Below are 19,037 nucleotides of genomic sequence, written 5' to 3'. Positions count from 1 at the left end.
CTCGAATATCCCGCTGACCGGGAATCCTCCCTCCCTGCGGCCCGCTCGGCCCCTCACGCGGATCGCCGCACCCGGGTGCCAGGCGCGGGTGTCCATCCTGCTCAGCGGGACCACGGCTACGGCAGGCGGCAGCGAGCCCGGCAGGCTCGAATCGGGCGACAAGTGTGCGCGCCGCGGTTCGCGCCCGGCAGGACACGGTCCGGCGGACGAGATCCGAATCGCGCGCAGGCGCGGACCGTTCAGTGATTGCTAAGGAGTGACATGACCACCGGAGCAGAGCTAGTGGAGCGAAACGACGAGGCAGCGAGCGCGGCGCCGGTCATCGAACTCGACGGCGCCTGTTCGCTGTCCAGGGAACGCATCGGCGGCAAAGCATGGAGCGTCAACCGCATGCGCGCACTCGGTCTTCCCGTGCCGCCCGCGTTCGTGATCACCATCGACGGGTGGGCCGACTTCTCGGCGCGCGGGGTGATCGGCCAGGGCACCTGGCATGCGATCCGTGCGGGCATCGCCGCGCTGGAACACGGCACCGGACGAACCTTCGGAGCAGGCGCCCGTCCGCTGTTGGTGTCGGTGCGTTCGGGCGCCGCGGTGAGCATGCCGGGAATGATGGACACGGTGCTGAACCTCGGCATGAACGAGCCCGTCGCGCAAGCGTTGGCGGCCGAGACCGGTAACCCGGACTATGCGGCGGATACCAGGGAGCGCTTTCGTACGCAGTACCGCGAAACCGTGCTGGGTGCTCCCGCCGGTGCGGTGCCGGAGGATCCGTGGGAGCAGTTGCGGGCGGCCATCAGCGCCGTCTTCCGGTCCTGGGATTCGCCCCGGGCGCAGACCTATCGGCGCAATCGCGGTGTGCCCGCGACCTTGGGCACCGCGGTGACCGTGCAGGCCATGGTCTTCGGCAACCTCGACGAGTACTCCGGCACCGGCGTGCTGTTCAGCCGCAACCCGAACACGGGAGAACGCGCGATGTTCGGCGAATGGCTGGTCGGCGGCCAAGGCGAGGACGTGGTATCGGGCCGGACCACCCCACGACCGCTCGACGAACTGGCCACCCTGTTGCCGCAGGTGCACAGCCGGCTCGTCGCGGCGGCCGAGTTGTTGGAACGCGACGGCCGCGATATCCAGGACATCGAATTCACCGTCGAGTCCGGCACCCTGTGGCTGTTGCAGGCGCGCCCCGCCAAGCGGTCGGCACGGGCGGCCGTGCGGGCCGCGGTCACGATGGCCGAGGAAGGATTGATCGGCACGGACGAGGCATTGCGCCGGGTCACGGCCGACCAGGTGCGGGCCGTGCTGCGTCCGGCGACCGGGGAGTACACCGGGACGCCACTGGCGCGCGGCGAATCCGCGTGTCCCGGACTGGCCTCGGGCGTGGTCGTCGGCGATCCGCACGAGGCGGAGCGCCGTGCGGAGGCCGGTGAGGACATCATCCTGGTGCGCCCGACCACCAGCCCCGACGACCTGCACGGCATGATCGCCGCCCGGGCGATCGTCACCGGGCTGGGCGGCGTCACCTCGCACGCCGCGCTGGTCAGCCGCGAGATCGGCCGACCGTGCGTGGTCGGTTGTGGTCCCGGTGTCGTCGCGGCGCTGGCCGGCCGAGTGGTGACCGTGGACGGCGGCGCGGGCACGGTGTGGCCGGGCCGTGTCGAAGGCAAACCCGTCGACGCGAGCACCCTCGCGGATGTCGGCCGGTTGGCAGGCTGGGCGGGCACCGGCGTCGACGAGTTGTCGGCGTGGCTGGACGCGCGTGGGACCGACGCCTCGGCAGCGGTGGACGTGGCGCCTTCGGCGGTGGCAGAGGTTCCCGACCTCGATCTGCTGCGCCTGATCGGCATCAAAGGCCGCGCCGCCCACGACGCGCTCGCCGCGGGCGTCGGTGCGTCCGCCGAGGTCGTCGCCGCCCGATGCGCGGAGTTGGTGGCCAGGGGCTGGTGTGCCGCGACGCCGATCGGTGTGCGCCTCACACCCGAAGGCAGACAGCACTTGGACTGCCTGCTGGCAATGGAACGACAGGCGGTCGACCGGGCCGCGATCGCGGCCGTCTATGCCGAATTCTGTGGTTATAACGACGTTCTCAAAGAGATCGTGACCGCCTGGCAGATGAGAGATCCGGCCACCGTCAACGATCACGCCGACGCCGATTACGACGGTGCGGTACTGGCCCGGCTGACCGAACTGCATCGCGCCGTGCGACCACTGTTGGAACGGATCGGTGACGTCGCGCCGCGGCTGGCTGGCTACCCCATCCGGTTCGCGCGTGCGATCGAGCGAATCGCGGCCGGTGATCAATCCTGGGTCGCCAGGCCCGTGCTGGACAGTTACCACACCGTGTGGTTCGAGCTGCACGAGGACCTGATCGGACTGTGCGGCCTGAGCCGCGCCGACGAGGCGGCGGCCGGCCGTGCCCACTGACACCGCGGGAGAATCCACTGTGCCGGACAACCGGTGGGTCGAGTTCGCCCAGATCGACAACGTCCGCGATCTGGGCGGACTGCCCGTGCGCGGCGGTGGCACAACGCGTTTCGGGGTGGTCTACCGCTCCAGCACCCCGCAGAACCTCACCGAATCCGATCTGGCGAAACTGCTCGGTCCGATCGGTCTGCGCACGCTGATCGATCTGCGGCTGCCCGACGAAGTGCGGCGGGAGGGCTACGGACTGCTCGCCGGCGCCGACGTCCGGCGGATCTGCCTGCCGGTGCGCAAGTCGCCGCGATCCTCGCTGGCGGCAAGGGATCTGGTCCCCGACGCCAGCCGGGTCGATCTTGTCGACCTCTACGACAAGCTGCTGGCGGGCAGCGTCGACTCCCTCGTGGCGGCCGTGCGGCTCGTCGTCGACGCCGGCCGCCATTCGGTGCTGTTCCATTGCGCCGCGGGCAAGGACCGCACCGGCGTACTCGCCGCGGTGCTGCTGGACGCGGTCGGCGTGCCCGCGGAGGCCATCGCCGCCGATTACGCGTTGACCGGTGAACGCATGCAGCGAGTCCGCGACCGGCTCGACGCGCTCGCGTCCTACGCCGGGCTGCCCCCGGTCAGCACCGGCATCCTCGGTGTGGAAGCCGAGGTGATGCGTCGTTTTCTCGCGAATCTGTCCGCCCGGCACGGCGGCGCGGCCGAATGGTTGCTGACCAACGGACTGACCACCGCGGAGCTGGCACGACTGCGCGAAGTGCTGGCCGCACCGGTATAACCGCTCGACTCCGGACGGTGCGGTGAGCGGGGGGCGATGCCACGAGGCCGCCGCGCCGAGTGTCGACGGGCAAGCGCGATCGGACGGCCGCACATCCGGTGGGCTGACACCAGTGAGCGGGTCGGTGGATCATGATCCACCGACCCGCTCTCGTTCGCGACTACCGCGACAGCAGTTCGGACTTCAGCGCCTCGAGTGTCGCACCGTCGACGCCGAGCCCGTCGGAGACGAACCGGTCGAACGACCCGAACGACGTTCCAGCCTGATCGAACGCGGCGTCGAGGAAGTCGGCGCGCACGCCGAGGATCGGCTCGAACAGCGCGGGATCGGTGACCAGCCCCTTGGCCACCAGTCCGTCCATCAGCGCCTTGTTGCTCGCGGCCAGGTGGTCGTTCGATTCCAGATAATCCTTGTACACCTGGCCCTTCGGAACGCCGAGCGCGGTCATCAGGATCGCGGTCATCCAGCCGGTGCGGTCTTTGCCCGCGGTGCAGTGGAACAGCACCGGTCCGTTCGCGTTCGCGATATCCCGGATGGCTGTCGCGAACTGTGCGCGAGCCGTGGCGTCGGTGACGAGCCAGCGATAGTAGTCGCGCATGATGCCGACGGCTTTGCCGTCACCGAACATCTGCTGCTGCACCGCCGGACCGCCCTGCACGGCTCTGCCCACCATCACGTAGAAGTCGTTGCCCGGGTCGTACACCGGACGCGCGAGCGCGGGAATCGACGCCGGAAGCTTGTCCGGGTTCGCCCCCGACTCGGCCGGGCTGCGGAAATCGATCACCTCGGTGATGCCCGACGCCACCAGCTTCTGCTGGTCGGCGGCGGTGAGCTTGTCCAAGGCGTCGGTACGGAAGACGACGCCCGTGCGCAGTTTGCCATTGCCCTGGGTGGGATAGTCGCCGATGTCCCGGGCGTTCGGCGCCGTCGACAGCTGCATGGACCGGTCGTGCACGGTGTGTACGAGTCCCGGGCCCGCGAATGCGGTACCGGTGGACGGGAACACGGCGATCAACGCCACGGCGACACCGGTCACCGCACCGCGTACAGCACGCGAAATCGTCACTGGATCATTCCTTCCATTGGGTCGCGGCCCGGCGGCGCCGAGCCGGCAGGTGAGCCGGGGTGCCTCACCCCGGCCACGGCTCAGGCGTCGATGAGCAGGGTGACCGTGCCCGCCGACCCGTCGACGCGCACCCGCTGCCCATTGGCGAGACTGGTGCTGGCGGACTTGGTGTCGACGACACAGGGGATGCCGAATTCCCGGGCCACGATGGCGGCGTGCGAAGCCGAGCCGCCGATGTCGGTGACCACCGCGGCGGCGTAGGCGAACATCGCGGTGTGCCCGGTGTCGGTGACCGACGCCACGAGGATGTCGCCCGGCTCGATGTCGTCATCGAGGGACAGCACGCGTTTGACCGTGCCCTCCACGACGCCGGGACACACCCCGATCCCGGTCAGGCTTTCTCCGGGGGCCAAAGCGTTCGCGTCCGGTAGCGGTTGCCAATCACCCGCGATCACGTCCGGCATCCGCACACTCTGCAACCGGGTCAGTTCCGCTCGCCGTCGCGCGACGCGCTCGGTCGAGTCGGCAGGCGCCCACAGGATCTCGTCGAGGGTGAGGAAGCACGCGTCCTCGGCTCGCTGTAGCCGACCGGCCCGGATCAGCCGTTCCGCTCGCTCGCGCACGGCGAGGCGCAGGCAGTGGGTATAGCGGACGACGGCGTCGCGGACGCGTTCGCGCGCCATCGTCGCGCCGGCTGCCATGCGCGCGGTGCGACTGGCGGCCGCATCGACCGGCTCCCGTTCGGGCGCGGGCATCTCCGCGGCTCGGGCGGCGGCGACCACCAGTAACTCGGGCCGGTCGCCGAAGGTGGGGTTGATCAGCTCGCACTCGCCCGGCCCGCGATGTCCGATCCGTTCCAGCTCCTCGTCCAGCGCGGCGGAGAAGGCCGGTGAGGCCGCCCGCGCCGCCGTGACGTCGCCCTTATGTGCCGCGTCGTGCAGTGCGGTATCGGTTCGGCACAGTCCGGCGAGCCGTTCCACGGCGAGCATGGTCCTGGCCGACTCCAACCGCTCCGGATCGATCGGTACGACCGCTGATTGCTTGCCGCGGGAGTGGATGGCGGTGGCCGCGCCGGTCATCATCACGCCGATGGACGCCGCCGCCCAGGATTGGTTCAGCCGGTCCCGCCACAGCAATGCTCGCGCGTGCAGCTGCTCGTCGGTGAGCTCGCGTATGGCCGCGGCGCTGAGGGTTTCCCGGTGGGCGGCGGCGTTGATGCCGTCGGTGGTCTCGCGATACCGCAGCGCGGTGCGCAGCACCCGGCCCGCCGCTCGCCAGGTGGCGCGGGTACTGGCGAAGCCGGTCGGAGTGGGTGGCTTGCCGTGCGGGGTCAGCGAGATCTCGGCCGGAATGTTGCCGTAGACGTCCCGGCGGATGCTCTGCTCGTCCCACCCCGGCATGTTCTCCGCGGCCAGCACACCGATGGAGGCGTTGATGTAGATGTGGTGGCCGAGCACGGTGGTGACCCGGCTGGTCCAATGCTCGAGCGCTATTCCGTCCAGCGCGATCATCCTGCCCATCGCGGCGTTGGCCAGCCGGATCGCACCCGCCTGTAGATCGACGGTCAACGGTGTGAGTGGTCCGGGCAGCGCCTCGGAGGTATTCGTCGCGGTGTGCACCGGGTAGGCCGGGTCGACCCGATCGTCGAACTCGCCTTCGAGGCCCTTCGGTGCCACCGACACCAGGGCGTGGCCGTCCGACGTGGTTGCGCGGGCGGGTATCACATACCCGGGCAGAGGAATGGCGCCAGGCTGAGTGATGAAGTCGCCACCGCTGTACTTGCGTCCGGCCAGCCCGCGAACGATGTCGGCAGCCACTTCCGACGCGCTCCAGCCGCAGCGGAATCCCCAATCATCGCGAGCCGCGTCGGCGTTCAGCTCCGGTGGCGCCGACCGGGTACGGGACGCCCACGAGAAGATCCGGGTGCCCGCGGCCTCGCGGATGCTGCGCGCGTCGTCGCCCGAAACCACGCCGGACGCCGCCAGGTCGACGACGCCGGTGCGCGCCGATCCCGCAGCCACCACCAGGAAACGTTCGAGGTCGTCGTGATGCAGCAGCTGAAAGCCGCCCGTGCGGCGAGAATGCAGCAGCGGCGACAGAATGCGCCAGTTCTCGCGGTCGACCCGCCTGCCCCCGACCGGGGCGGTGCGCACGATGAGGGCTTGCGCTCCGCTGGACCGCACGGCATCCACGGCGACCGGATCCGCACCCGCGACGACCGGGATCACGAGCCGCGCTCCGGCTCCTCCGGCCGCACTCGCGATCGCGGCGAGCGAACCGCCGAGATGCACCACCGTCGCGCAGCCGGCGACGGCCTGTGCGCAGATCGCAGGCCCAGCCGGGTCTCCGGTGATCACCCGGACCCGAGGGTCGACGTACCGGTGCCGCGCACGGTCCAGCCCGACCACATCATGGCCGGCGGCCAGCAGCGTGCGCGCCACCGCGCGACCGGTCGGAGCGGAGACTCCGGTGACCAGGACCCGCATGAATTCCTCCTCCTCGCTGGCGTCCCACGCAGACGTGACGCCGTTCACACACCATCGCCATCCGGTGCCGCCGCGACGGTCCACAGTCCCGATGAACGGGACCGGGGGGGTCGCTCAGCAAGATGGGCGAGCGGCTACGGCGAGCGAAGCGGAAAGGTCGACCACATGAGTGGTCGGAACGCGGTCGCGCCCCGGGATGCCGCCGAAGTGCGCACCTATGACATCGAGACCGATGTGCTGGTGGCCGGTTACGGTTGTGCCGGGGCCGCCGCGGCGTTCGAGGCGGCGACCGCCGGCGCCCGGGTGCTGGTGCTGGACCGGATGAGCGGTCCCGGTGGCGCGTCGGCCCTGTCGGGCGGGGAGATCTACCTCGGCGGCGGCACACCGATCCAGCGGGCCTGCGGATTCGACGACGATCCCGCGGCCATGGCCGCGTTCCTGTCCGCCGCGCTCGGCCCGGGCGCCGACACGGACAAGATCGCTCGCTACAGCGAGGACAGCGTGGCGCATTTCCATTGGCTCGCCGACCGTGGCGTGCCGTTCGAACCCACGCTGTGGGATGCGCCGGCCTGGGTGCCGCCCACCGACGACGGTCTCATGTGGCTCGGGGAGAACAGCAGGCCGTTCTGCGAGCTCGCCACACCCGCGCCCCGCGGCCATCGCCCGGCCACCGCCGACTTCGGCGGCAAGCTGCTCATGGACCGTCTTGCCGGAGCCGCCCGATCCGCCGGTGCGACAGCGCTTTTCGACACCCGGGCGACCTGCCTGATCGTCGCGGGCGACGGCGCTGTCGCCGGAGTGGTGGCTCGGCGCTACGGTACGGAGCTGACCATCCGGGCCCGCCGCGGCGTCGTACTGACCACCGGCGGATTCGTCGACAACGACATCATGCTCGCCGCGCACGCGCCGAAACTGCTGGGACACACCAAGGTCAGCGCGGGCACCGACGACGGCAGCGGGATCCGGATGGCGCAGGCGATCGGCGCGGCCGTGCGGCACATGTCCTCGGGGCAGGTCGGCATCTCGCTCATTCCCGGCCTCGCCGCGCGCGGCATGGTGGTGAACGGGCACGGGCAGCGGTTCATCAACGAAGACACCTATCCCGGCCGGATCGGCCAGGCGGCATTGTTCCGGCAGGGCATGGCGACGTGGGTCGTGCTCGACGAACAGGCTTACGAGGAAGTACCCGAACAACAGCGGTGGGGTGTGCGGCCGACCCATGTCGCGGAGACCGCCGAGCGACTCGCCGACCTGATGGGCGTACCGGCGGCCGCGCTTGCCGACACCGTCCGTCGATACAACACCTTCGCCGCGGCCGGCGCGGATCCCGAATTCGGGAAAGCGCCCCGGTGGGTGCGGCCTCTCACACCACCGCTGGCCGCGATCGACGTGCGGGCGGGGGTACGGCCACCGTCGGAGTCCGGTGATCGTCGCGGGACCGGCGCGTCCGTGTTCACCCTCGGTGGTCTGCACACCTCGCTCGACGGCGCCGTGCTCGATCAAGACGGCACTCCGGTCCCCGGACTGTTCGCCGCGGGCCGTGCCGCGAGCAACCTGCACGGCGAGGGCTACATCAGTGGCACGTCGCTCGGCGACGGCACCTTCTTCGGCCGTCGCGCCGGTGCGGCCGCAGCCCACACCAGCTGACCCGGAGCTGGATTCCGGTGATCGGGATGGATCGGATCCGACGGCACCGCACCGGCCTAGCGTCGAGAGGCGCACTACGAGGAGGACTACCGGATATGACCAACAAGGTGCTCGATCGGGTACGGGATCTGCTGCCCGCGATCCGAGAGCGAGCCGCCGAGACCGACCAGCAGCGCAGAGTGCCCGAGCAGAGCATTCGGCAGCTGACCGAGGCCGGGGTGTTCCGCATGCTGCAACCGTCCCGCTTCGGCGGCGACGAATCCTCACCCGTCGCGTTCTACGAAGTAGTCCGTGCCATCGCCACCGCATGCCCGTCCACCGCGTGGGTCTCGTCGGTGCTGGGCGCGCATCCGTGGCAACTGGCGCTGTTCCCCCTGCGGGCGCAGGAGGACGTGTGGAGCGCCGATCCGGACACGCTTGTCTCGTCGTCGTACGCGCCGACCGGCAAGCTCACGCCCGTCGAGGGCGGATTCCGGATCAGCGGTCGCTGGAGCTTCTCCTCCGGCTGCGATCACGCCCGCTGGGCATTCCTCGGCGCGGTCGTGCCGGACGGGGAAGGGGGAGCGGAGTACCTGACCGTTCTGGTTCCGCGCACCGACTACCGCATCGAGGACGTCTGGCACGTGTCGGGGTTGTCGGGCACCGGCAGCAACGACATCGTCATCGAGAGCGCGTTCGTCCCCGTCCACCGGACCTACCGCGCCAGCGAGCAGGCGGCGCTGCGCGGACCCGGCCAGGAGGTCAATACCGCACCGCTGTACCGGATCTCGTTCGGCTCGGTGTTCTCCAACACCATCACCGCACCCATCATCGGCGCCGCCCAGGGCGCTTACGAAGCGCACATCGAGCGTATGCGCGAGCGGGTGCGGATCTCCTACGGCGGGCAGAAAGCGGCCGAGGATCCGTTCGCCCACGTCCGGGTCGCTCGCGCCGCCTCCGAGATCGACGCGGCCGTCCTGCAGATGGAGCGCAATATCGGCGAACAGCTGCGCTATGCCGAGGCAGGTGAGGAGATTCCGTTCGAGTTGCGGGTACGCAGTCGCCGCGACCAGGTGCGCGGCACCGAACGTGCGCTCGAGGCGATCGACCTGCTGTTCGACAATTCCGGTGGTCACTCGATCCGCAAACCGAATCCGATGGAGCGGCACTGGCGCGACGCGCACGCCGGGAGCGTGCACGTCATCAACGACGTCGAGCGCGCGTTGGTGCTATACGGCCGCAACGCCTTCGGGCTGCCGGTGACGGACCGGATGATCTGATGACGCTCACCGCCGAGAACACCACGCGCTGGAGCGTGACGGGTGGGCTGAGATCGCGCTACCACGAGGCGGGGTCGGGTGCGCCGCTTGTCCTGCTGCACGGCTCCGGGCCGGGGGTCTCGGGCTGGGCGAACTTCGGCGCGAATCTGCCGGTGCTGGCCGAGCGCTTCCGCTGCTTGATCGTGGATCAGCCGGGCTTCGGCGCCAGTGGTCGCCCGGAAGTGTACGAACGCAACTATCTGCGCGTCTCCGCCGACGCGGTGCTCGGACTCCTCGACGACCTCCATTTGGAACGCGTACACCTGCTGGGCAATTCGATGGGCGGTGCGGTCGCCACATTGCTGGCGCTGGAACATCCCGACCGGGTCGAGCGGCTCGTGCTGATGGCGCCAGGGGGCGTCGGGGTGAATGTGCTCGGGCCGGAACCGTCCGACGGCATCACGCGGTTGCTGGAGTTCATCGCCGACCCGACTCGGGAGCGCCTGCTGCCCTGGCTGCGCACGATGGTGTCGAACCCGGCGACCCTCACCCGGGAGCTGATCGACGCCCGGTCGGCCGCGGCCTCGGACCCGGCCGCCATCGCGGCGCTGCGTGATGCCTACGCGACCTTCGCCGATCCCGCTCTCGCCGAACCGGTCCCGCTGTGGGCGCGGCTGCGCGGCCTGCGCGCGGATACCCAGATCCTGTGGGGTCGCGACGACCGGGTGACGCCGGTCGAGGCGTCGTTGCTGCCGTCACGCCAGATCCCGAATGCCGACCTGCGCGTTTTCGCCAGCTGTGGGCACTGGGTGCAGATCGAGCGCAAATCGGCGTTCGAACGCGCCGTCATCGATTTCCTCACCGCCGGTCTTTGATCGCCGCCAACGGCCCGCGTCGATCACACGCCGTGATCGCGAACCCACCCCGCGATCTGAGTGCGGGAGGTGAAGCCCAGCTTGGTGAGGATGTGCTCGACGTGGGTCTCGGCCGTGCGAACCGAAATCACCAGCTCGGCGGCGATGCGCTTGTTGCTGTGGCCGGCTGCCACCAGCCTGGCGACGTCCTTCTCCCGTCGAGTGAGGACATCCGCCGCCTCGGACGCGGCCGAAGCGGGGCGCGGCGACGGCGCCGCGGCGGGCGCGCGGCCCAGCGCGTAGTCGATCGCCTCGCCCAGCGACAGCGCGGCGCCGCTGTCGAACACCTCTTGGAACACGCGCTCGCCCAGGGCTTCCCGGGTCCGGCCGCGCATCTTGTCGCCCAGTACGCCGGTGATGGCGTGTGCCAGCCGTACCGTGCTGCGCGCGAGGATCTCCGCGGCGCCCAGCAGGCGCGCGGCTCGTTCGAAATCGGCGCGCGCGACGGCCGTCCAGGCCAGCCCCTCGAATGCGGAGGCCAGCCACACGCATCGGTCGAACTGGCTGAACATCTCGATGGACCGGGCGAGATACCCGGTCGCGGCATCCTGATCGCCGCGCCGCCAGTGATCCAAGCCCATCGACCACTGCGCCAGGCCGCCGAGCAGATGCGGTCCCCGTTCGGTGGCGACCTCGAGCAGCCGCTCGGCGAATACGGTGGAGCGCGCGTCGGCGAGCACCAGCGCGCACACGAAAGCGAAAGCGAGGCTGTCCATCTCGATCGCGTGATGGCCGCATTCCGCCGCGAGATGCGCCGCCGTCTCCGCCGATTCGAGGGCACGGGCGGTGTCGCCGTCGTTGAAGGTCAGCAGCGCCGAATCGAGCACGGCCTCGGCGAGGATGTCGGGGGCGTCGAGTTTCCATGCCAGAGCGACGCATTCGTCCACCAACTGGTGAGCGGACCCGCGATCGGACAGCAGCGCCGCGAGCGAAGCCGCCGCGGAGAGCGCGCGTGCACGCGGCCGCGTCGGTTCGCCGGACTTGGCCAGCGCGTCGGTCAGCCAGCGATAGCCCTCGGTGAGGAAGCGGTTGTGTTCCCAGAACGGCCGCAGCACCGCGGCCATCTCGAGCGCAGACTCCGGTGTGCCCGCGAGATCGAACTGGAGAGCCGCGCGTAGATTCGCGTGCTCGCGATTCAGTTCGCGGAACCAGGCCACATCGTCGGAACTCCAATACGCGGTTCGGCCGCGCAGCGCCAGCCGCCGGTAGTGGTCGCGGTGGCGTGACCGTACCGCGGGCTCCTCACCCCGTTCGGCCAGCCGGTCGTGGGCGAACTGCCGGATCGGCTCCAGCATCGCGTATCGGCCGATGTCGCCGTCGTAGCGCAGGCTCAGCACCGATTTGTCGACCAAGCCCCGCAGCGCGTCGAAGAGCGTCCGCGGGCCGGGCTCCTCCACCACGCACACGGCTTCGGCGGCGTCGATGTCGAAGCCGCCGGAGAATATCGACAGCTGTTCCCACAGTCGCTGCTCGGCCGGGGTGCACAGATCGTAGCTCCAGCGGATCGCGCCTTCGATGGTCTGCTGCCGTTCCGGCGCGAGACGCGGTCCCGCGCTGAGCAGGCCCATAGTGTCGTCGAGCCGGGCGAGAACTTGTTCGGGCGTGAACATGCGAAACCGCAACGCGGCCAATTCCAGCGCGAGCGGAATACCGTCGAGCCTGCGGCAGATCGCGGCCAGTGCGCCGCGGTTCGCGGGCGTGGCGGCGAAGCGCGGATCGGCGGCACCCGCTCGCTCGGCGAGCAGCCGCATCGCATCGCTGTCTGCGGTCTCGTCCTCCGGTAGCGGCAGGGGCGCGAGGGGCATGACCTGTTCCCCCTGCACGCCCAACACCTCCCGGCTGGTCGCCAGCACCCGCACGTCGGCGGTGGTGGCCACTAGCCTGCCTGCCAGTTCCGCGCAGGCCTCGATCAGGTGCTCGCAGTTGTCCAGGATCAACAGCAATCGTTTGTCGGCGAGGAACCCGGTCAGCCGCGGCAGCGGCGCCGCCGTGTCGTCCCGCAGCGCCAGCGCCTCCGCGACCGTCACCGTCACCAGATCGGGGTCGTGCACGTCGGCCAGTTCGACCAGCCAGACCCCGTCGGGGAACGCGCGCGCGACCGCGGCGCCGACTTGGCGGGACAGCCGTGTCTTGCCGACGCCCCCCGGCCCGAGCAGCGTCAGCAGCCGTGTCGTGGGCAGCAGTCTCTTCGCGGCGGCGAGTTCTTCCCGGCGCCCGACGAAACTGGTGACCTCGGCAGGGAGATTGCCGATCGGACGCCGCGCCATGGGTGTCAACCCTAGGTATCCCGTCTCGCGTGCACGAGCGTTCTGGGCAAATTCCACTGTGCCGGGCGTGCCCGGCGCTCGCGCCGATGTGCGGAGACGGGCAGAGCCGCCGGCGCGGGAGGGACCGGATCGCCGCCGTTCACCGGATGGCGACAGCGGCGTCGACCTCGGTCAACTGATGGCGCATACGGTCACGTTTGGCGCGAAGATAACGCACATTGTGCTCGGTCGCCCTGATCTGCAGTGGAATGCGCCGTTCGACGACGATGCCGTACGTGGTCAAGTCGGCCTGTTTGGCGGGATTGTTGCTGAGCAATCGGACCGACCGCACGCCCAGGTCGGCCAGCATCCGCGCCGCGGCGCCGTAGCGGCGGGCGTCGACGGGCAGCCCGAGCCGCAGGTTCGCCTCGACCGTGTCGGCGCCCTCGTCCTGCAGCTCGTAGGCGCGCAGCTTGTTCAGCAGTCCGACGCCGCGTCCCTCCTGTCCGCGCAGGTACACCACGACGCCGCGGCCCTCCTCGGCGACGGCTCGCAGCGCGTCGTCCAACTGCTCACCGCAGTCGCAGCGCAGCGATCCGAACGCGTCACCGGTGAGACATTCGGAGTGCACGCGCGTGAGCACGTCGTGTTCGCCGGGCTCGCCGAACACCAGCGCGAGATGTTCGGCGCCGTCGGCTGTGTCCCGGTAACCGATCACCCGGAACTCGCCGAAACGGGTGGGCAGCCGGGTTTCGACGACCCGGACAACGCCCGACTCGAGCCGGTGGCGGCAGGCGATCAGGTCGGCGATCGAGATGATCGGGATTCCGTGCACCCGGGCCATGGTCGACAGTTCGGGAAGCCGCGCCATCGACCCGTCGTCGCCTACCACCTCCGCGATGACGGCGGCGGGGCGCAGACCCGCCATTCGTACCAGGTCGACGGCGGCCTCGGTATGCCCCTGTCGGCCCAGCACGCCGAGCGGGTGGGCCCGCAACGGGAACACGTGCCCGGGGCGGGTGAGATCCCGGGGTGTGGTGGCGGGATCGGCGAGCAGGCGCATCGTGTGCGCGCGGTCGGCGGCCGAAATGCCGGTGCCGACACCCGCCGCGGCGTCCACCGAGACCGTGTACGCGGTGCCCTTCGGGTCCTGGTTGACCGCCGTCATCGGCGGCAGTTCGAGCCGGTCCAGGTCGTCTCCTGTCATGGGCACGCACAACACGCCGCTGGTGTGCCGTACCAGGAATCCGATGTTCGCCGCGGTCGCCTTCGCCGCGGCGAGCACCAGGTCCCCTTCGTTCTCGCGGTCCTCGTCGTCCACGACGAGCGCCATGCCTCCGCTCGCGATCGCCGCTACTGCGGCAGGCACCGAGTCCAGTTCACCGGTCATCGTCCGCCACCTCCATATGCCTGATCGAAATATGCCGGGGCGACAACAACCAGTCGGCGTCTCACTCAGTGAGGCGATCGATGTCCGCGAGCAGCTCCTCGGCGAAATCGCGCTCGGCCTCGTAGTGCCGCACGCACCAGCGCAGCACCAGTTGCGGGTAGACCCAGTCTGGGTTCGCCTCCGCGCCGTGGGCGTCGGCCTCGGCGCGCTGCCGCATCTTCTCGGCGTAGGCCGCATGCTCGGTCAGGATCTCGCGCATGCGGTGGGGCTCGGCGAGGTTGCCCAGCCACGCCCGCAGCATCACGCTGTGCTTGAGCACCGGCGCCTCGACGGGCGCGTGATTGACCCAGTTCGTCGCGGCCCCACGGCCTTCCGGCGTGATAGAGTACATCCGCTTGCCGCGCACACCGTCCTCCTGCACGACCGTGCGGGAGGTGGCGTAGCCGTGTTTCTCCAGGCGTTTGAGTTCGGCGTAGATCTGGCTGAACGACGGGCTCCAGTAGAAGAACTGCAAGCTCCAGTCGGCCCACTTCTTCAGGTCGTAGCCGGAGAGTTCGTCGGCGTGCGAGAGCATTCCGAGCACGGCCCACGCGGTGGTCGGCAGGTCGGGCACCGCGGGTGTGACGCCATCGGTCATCGTCGGAATGTACCGCCCAGGCATATCCGGATTCGGACTATCGCCAGCGCGCCCGGCGCGGGAACAGCGTCCGGCCGGCCTCGTGGGAGATTTCGAGCAGGACCCGCGCCAGTTTGTCGAAACTCATCGCCTCGGCCCGCCCGGACAGCGACAGCGCCGCGGGGGCGGTGCCTCGACCGCGCAACGGCGCTGCGACGCAGGCGATTCCGTCCATGGATTCCTCGCGGTCCAGCGCGATGCCTTGGCGCGACCGGATCTGGGCCAGGGTGCGATGCAGGGCGTCCGGCTCGGTGATGGTCTTGGGCGTCAACCGCGGCAGCCGGGAGTGGAACGCGGCTTCGGCGATACTCGGCTCCAGGGCCGCCAGCATCGCCTTTCCGAGCGCGGTGCAGTGCGCGGGCATGCGGCCGCCGAGGCGGGTCGGCAGCATCGCGGCCAAGCGGCCACCGGCCTTGTCCAGGTACACGACCTCGCGTCCATCGAGTACCGCGAGATGTCCGACCATGCCGGTGCGCTGACACAACTCGTGCAGCAGTGGACTGACGACGTCGCGGATCTCGTTGTGGTCGGCGGTGAGCCCGCCCAGTTCCAAGGTGCGCATGCCGAGCCGGTACCCGCCGGAGGTGTGGGCCAGCCAGCGCAGCCGGATCATCTGGTCGAGGATCCGATGCACTGTCGAGCGCGGCAGGCCGGTGCGTTCCACCAGGCCGAGCAGTGTCAGCGAAGGGGTGGCGGCGTCGAACGCGTCGAGGATCAGGGTCATCCGTTCGATCATCGACACGGGCACCTCGGCGGAGCCTGCTTCGGTCGCCTTGGGGCGAGCGCGGTGGGCGCGCGGCTGCGCCTCGGGTAGCAGCGTGACGGTCATCGGAACCTCCGTCGGTCACATTCGTCTGCGTCGACCGAGCAACAGCTGCTCGATCGCTTGTGTCTCCCATCACACTGACGGGTGCGCGACCGGGCCGAATCGGGAGAACTACGTAGCTTCTACGGATCTGGATCTCGGTGACCGGACTCCGATCTTGACGCTCCTCGGGCGGCGCCTGCTGTCATAGCTGTCAGGTATATGCCTGATCGAAATAGGAGGCCAGATGGAACCGGTGCTGGAGACGGACGGATCCCCGCTGAACGTGCGCGACTTCAAAACCGTGCTGGGGCGTTTCTGCACGGGCGTCACCGTGATCACCGCGCGAGCGCAGGACGGGCCGGTCGGCTTCACCTGCCAGTCGTTCTCGGCGCTCTCGCTGGAGCCGCCCGCCGTCTGCTTCTGCCCGGCGCGCACGTCCACGTCCTGGCCGCGCCTGCGCGAGGTGGGCCGGTTCTGCGTCAACATCCTCGCCCACGACCAGCAGGAGATCTGCGGGCAACTGGCGCGCAGCGGCACCGACAAGTTCGCGGGAGTCGACTGGGAGCCCTCGCCGAACGGCTCGCCGCGGCTGGCCGGGACGATGGCGTGGCTCGATTGCGAACTCGAGCGGGAAGTCGACGGGGGGGACCACACCATCGTGATCGCGCGCGTCACCGCACTGTCGGAGCATCGCGAGGCCCCGCCGCTGCTGTTCTACCGCTCCGCGTTCGGTCGGCTCGATGTGGCCTGAACGCCTCCCGGCCAGTGGGACTCCACATTTCCGCACTCGCATGCCGAACCGAAATATCGAGGTGACAAACGTGCGCGAATTGTGGAGGAACCGATGACTACCGACACCGAGGTGCGAGTGATCGACGCGGGCGCTCCGCCCGCCCGTTACGCGCGCGGCTGGCACTGCCTGGGGCTCGCGGCGGACTTCCGGGACGGGAAACCGCACACCGTCGAGATCTTCGGCACCGAACTGGTGGTATTCGCGGGTACGGGCGGAGAGCTCGTCATTCTGGACGCCTACTGCAGGCACATGGGCGGGAACCTGGGTGACGGCCGCATCGAGGGCGACTCGATCGCCTGCCCGTTCCACGACTGGCGATGGGGTGGCGACGGCCGCTGCACCGGCATCCCCTACGGCCGCCGGGTCCCGCCCCGGGCGCGGACTCGCGCATGGCCGACGCTGGAGCAGAACAAGCAGCTGTTCGTGTGGAACGACCCGGAGGGTAATCCGCCGCCGGAGCAGGTCACCATCCCGCGCATCGAAGGCGCGTTCAGCGACGAGTGGACCGACTGGACCTGGAACACCATGGCGATCGACGGGGCCAACTGCCGCGAGGTCATCGACAACGTGGTGGACATGGCCCACTTCTTCTACGTGCACTTCGGATTCCCCACCTACTTCAAGAACGTTTTCGAAGGTCACATCGCCAGTCAATACATGACCTCGGTGTCGCGCGAGGACATGATGGGGGAGACCGCGAAGGCGTTGGGCGGCAGAAATGTCCTGTACTCGGACGCCTCATACCACGGCCCTTCCTACATGATCGACCACCTGCGCAGCGAGAGCGCGGGCCTGACGGTCGAGGGCATCCTCATCAACTGCCACTATCCGGTGTCACCCACGAGATTCGTGCTGCAGTACGGCGCGATCGTGAAGAAGCCCCACGGTGTGCCCGCGGAGCAGGCCGAGGAGATCGCGGCGAAGTTCGCCGGGGGTCTCGGCCGGGGCTTCGAACAGGATGCCGCGATCTGGAAGCGCAAGACCCGCATCGACAATCCGCTGCTGTGCGAGGAAGACGGGCCCGTCTACCAGCTGCGCCGCTGGTACGAGCAGTTCTACACCGACGTGGACGAGATCGACCCGAAGATGACCGACCGCTTCGAGTTCGAAGTCGACACCACCCGGGCAGTCACGGCGTGGGAGGCGGAAGTCGCCGGGAACCTCGCCGCGCAGCGCGCCACCGCCGGAGCCTGAGCGGACCGCTATGGAAGAGATCACCTGCCGCAGCTGCGGGACGTGCGTGCGAGTCGAGAAGTTCAGCCCGCAGCACACCAGCGTGCAGTGGAGCGCGGTCGCGGTGGCGGAGTGCGCCGAGTTCGCCGCAACAAGCACGCGGGTGCGGACCTGCGTCGCCCTGCGCGACAGCATTGATGCGGCCGTGACAGGCGGTCTCATCGACGTCACCACCCGTGACCGGGACGTGCCGTGAGCGCGGAGCGCGCGGCAGCCGTGGACGATCGCAGAGGAGACACGACAGTGATTCGGGCCGACGCTGCCACGCGGCCGCCGACGCGAGCCGATATCCCCGACGACGCCGAGAACCCCGGCGGAATCCTCACCCTGCGGGTGACGCGGGTGATCCAGGAAACCCACGATGCGGTATCGCTGGAGTTGAGTCCCGCCACAGCGCGGTCGAAGCCGATCGACTATCGCCCGGGCCAATTCCTGACCCTGCGGATACCCAGCGAGCTGACCGGCTCGGTGAGCCGGTGTTACTCGCTGTCGAGTGCGCCGCACGAGGACGGTCCGTTGAAGATCACGGTCAAACGGACGCCGGAAGGCTACGGGTCGAACTGGTTGTGCGACAACGCCGTCGAGGGCATGGATGTCGACGCGCTGCCGCCCGCGGGTGTCTTCACCCCCGCGTCGCTCGACGTTGACATGCTGTTGTTCGCGGCGGGCAGCGGAATCACCCCCGTGCTGTCGATCCTGAAATCGGCACTGGCGGTCGGGTCCGGTCACTGCACGCTGATCTATGCCAATCGTGACGAACACTCGGTGATCTTCGCCGCCGAGCTCGCCGACCTCGCCGCCCGGCATCCCGGCCGCCTGCTCGTGGTGCACTGGCTGGAGACGGTGCAAGGGCTGCCCACCGGCGCGCAACTCGCCGCGCTGGCGGGGCCGTGGTCGCACCGCGAGGCATTCGTCTGCGGTCCCGGCCCCTTCATGGACGCCGTCTCCGCCGCGCTGATCGGGCCGGGCGCCGATCGCCGACGTGTGCACGTGGAGCGATTCGCGTCGCTGAACGGCGATCCGTTCCGAGCCGATACCGCCGCCCCCGCCGACTCCGTCGACTGCGCCGTGGTCGAAGTCGAACTCGACGGCCGGACACGCCGGATGCCGTGGCCGCGCCACCAGGTTCTGCTCGACGTCCTGCTGGCGGGCGGCCTGGCGGCCCCCTACTCCTGCCGCGAGGGCGCATGCAGCGCCTGCACCTGCCGGCTCGTCGCGGGCCAGGTGCGTATGCGGCGCAACGAAGTTCTCGACGACGCCGATCTGGCCGAGGGTTACGTGCTGGCATGCCAGGCGGTCCCGGTCACCGACACGGTGCACGTCACCTATTCCTGAGGAGTACGA

The 19,037-nt window shown here is 69.6% G+C and carries 15 protein-coding genes; 9 read left to right on the top strand and 6 right to left on the bottom strand.

Annotated elements, in window-relative coordinates; genetic code table 11:
* Positions 1-261: 261 nt before the first annotated feature.
* Together M8859_RS05185 and M8859_RS05180 are read left to right on the top strand one after the other, a co-directional pair.
* Positions 262-2,421 carry a pyruvate, phosphate dikinase gene (locus M8859_RS05185; RefSeq protein WP_195139311.1) on the top strand — a complete coding sequence of 720 codons (2,160 nt, stop codon included), beginning with the start codon at positions 262-264 and terminating at the stop codon, positions 2,419-2,421.
* The gene (locus M8859_RS05180) at positions 2,411-3,196 is read left to right on the top strand and encodes a tyrosine-protein phosphatase (protein ID WP_195071937.1); all 786 of its coding nucleotides are present in this window, start codon (positions 2,411-2,413) and stop codon (positions 3,194-3,196) included. Before M8859_RS05185 ends, M8859_RS05180 begins: the two co-directional genes overlap by 11 nt.
* Positions 3,197-3,356: 160 nt before the next feature.
* Here the strand turns inward: M8859_RS05180 and M8859_RS05175 are convergent, their stop codons facing one another.
* Positions 3,357-4,262 carry a tyrosine-protein phosphatase gene (locus M8859_RS05175; RefSeq protein ID WP_249643931.1) on the bottom strand — a complete coding sequence of 302 codons (906 nt, stop codon included), beginning with the start codon at positions 4,260-4,262 and terminating at the stop codon, positions 3,357-3,359.
* Between the two features lie 80 nt (positions 4,263-4,342).
* Entirely contained in the window at positions 4,343-6,748 is a 2,406-nt protein-coding gene (locus tag M8859_RS05170) for a PEP-utilizing enzyme (protein ID WP_249643930.1), read from the bottom strand.
* 165 nt (positions 6,749-6,913) lie between these two features.
* On the opposite strand from M8859_RS05170, the gene M8859_RS05165 reads away from it, so the two are divergent.
* The 3 genes from M8859_RS05165 to M8859_RS05155 all read left to right on the top strand — a co-directional run bounded on the left by M8859_RS05165 (position 6,914) and on the right by M8859_RS05155 (position 10,508).
* Positions 6,914-8,395, top strand: coding sequence for an FAD-dependent oxidoreductase (locus M8859_RS05165; protein ID WP_159925696.1), 1,482 nt, complete (start codon positions 6,914-6,916; stop codon positions 8,393-8,395).
* Positions 8,396-8,490: 95 nt separating this feature from the next.
* Positions 8,491-9,654 (top strand): 3-hydroxy-9,10-secoandrosta-1,3,5(10)-triene-9,17-dione monooxygenase oxygenase subunit, encoded by a 1,164-nt coding sequence (hsaA, locus tag M8859_RS05160; protein ID WP_195071934.1) that lies wholly within the window; start codon positions 8,491-8,493, stop codon positions 9,652-9,654.
* Complete coding sequence (locus M8859_RS05155) at positions 9,654-10,508, top strand: alpha/beta fold hydrolase (protein WP_159925692.1); 855 nt, start codon at positions 9,654-9,656, stop codon at positions 10,506-10,508. The genes hsaA and M8859_RS05155 overlap by 1 nt, the downstream gene beginning before the upstream one ends.
* Positions 10,509-10,531: 23 nt before the next feature.
* Here the strand turns inward: M8859_RS05155 and M8859_RS36775 are convergent, their stop codons facing one another.
* The 4 genes from M8859_RS36775 to M8859_RS05130 form a co-directional block, all read right to left on the bottom strand.
* A complete protein-coding gene (locus tag M8859_RS36775; protein ID WP_283779376.1) occupies positions 10,532-12,814 on the bottom strand; it encodes a LuxR C-terminal-related transcriptional regulator in 2,283 nt (760 codons plus the stop codon).
* Between the two features lie 139 nt (positions 12,815-12,953).
* Positions 12,954-14,183 carry a bifunctional 3,4-dihydroxy-2-butanone-4-phosphate synthase/GTP cyclohydrolase II gene (locus M8859_RS05140; RefSeq protein WP_195071933.1) on the bottom strand — a complete coding sequence of 410 codons (1,230 nt, stop codon included), beginning with the start codon at positions 14,181-14,183 and terminating at the stop codon, positions 12,954-12,956.
* A gap of 61 nt (positions 14,184-14,244) precedes the next feature.
* Complete coding sequence (locus M8859_RS05135; RefSeq protein ID WP_195071932.1) at positions 14,245-14,820, bottom strand: PadR family transcriptional regulator; 576 nt, start codon at positions 14,818-14,820, stop codon at positions 14,245-14,247.
* 37 nt (positions 14,821-14,857) lie between these two features.
* A complete protein-coding gene (locus M8859_RS05130; RefSeq protein WP_195071931.1) occupies positions 14,858-15,688 on the bottom strand; it encodes an IclR family transcriptional regulator in 831 nt (276 codons plus the stop codon).
* A gap of 223 nt (positions 15,689-15,911) precedes the next feature.
* On the opposite strand from M8859_RS05130, the gene M8859_RS05125 reads away from it, so the two are divergent.
* The 4 genes from M8859_RS05125 to M8859_RS05110 all read left to right on the top strand — a co-directional run bounded on the left by M8859_RS05125 (position 15,912) and on the right by M8859_RS05110 (position 19,028).
* A complete protein-coding gene (locus tag M8859_RS05125; protein ID WP_195071930.1) occupies positions 15,912-16,418 on the top strand; it encodes a flavin reductase family protein in 507 nt (168 codons plus the stop codon).
* A gap of 93 nt (positions 16,419-16,511) precedes the next feature.
* The gene (locus tag M8859_RS05120; RefSeq protein ID WP_159925680.1) at positions 16,512-17,654 is read left to right on the top strand and encodes a 3-ketosteroid-9-alpha-monooxygenase, oxygenase component; all 1,143 of its coding nucleotides are present in this window, start codon (positions 16,512-16,514) and stop codon (positions 17,652-17,654) included.
* A gap of 46 nt (positions 17,655-17,700) precedes the next feature.
* The gene (locus M8859_RS05115; protein ID WP_223514429.1) at positions 17,701-17,889 is read left to right on the top strand and encodes a hypothetical protein; all 189 of its coding nucleotides are present in this window, start codon (positions 17,701-17,703) and stop codon (positions 17,887-17,889) included.
* 92 nt (positions 17,890-17,981) lie between these two features.
* Positions 17,982-19,028: a 2Fe-2S iron-sulfur cluster-binding protein gene (locus M8859_RS05110; protein ID WP_159925894.1), complete on the top strand. Its 1,047-nt coding sequence runs from the start codon at positions 17,982-17,984 to the stop codon at positions 19,026-19,028.
* Positions 19,029-19,037 lie beyond the last annotated feature (9 nt).

The organism is Nocardia sputi (assembly GCF_023501985.1).
The sequence above is the reverse complement of the archived record's forward strand: the minus strand, read 5'-3'. Positions and strand labels throughout refer to the sequence as shown.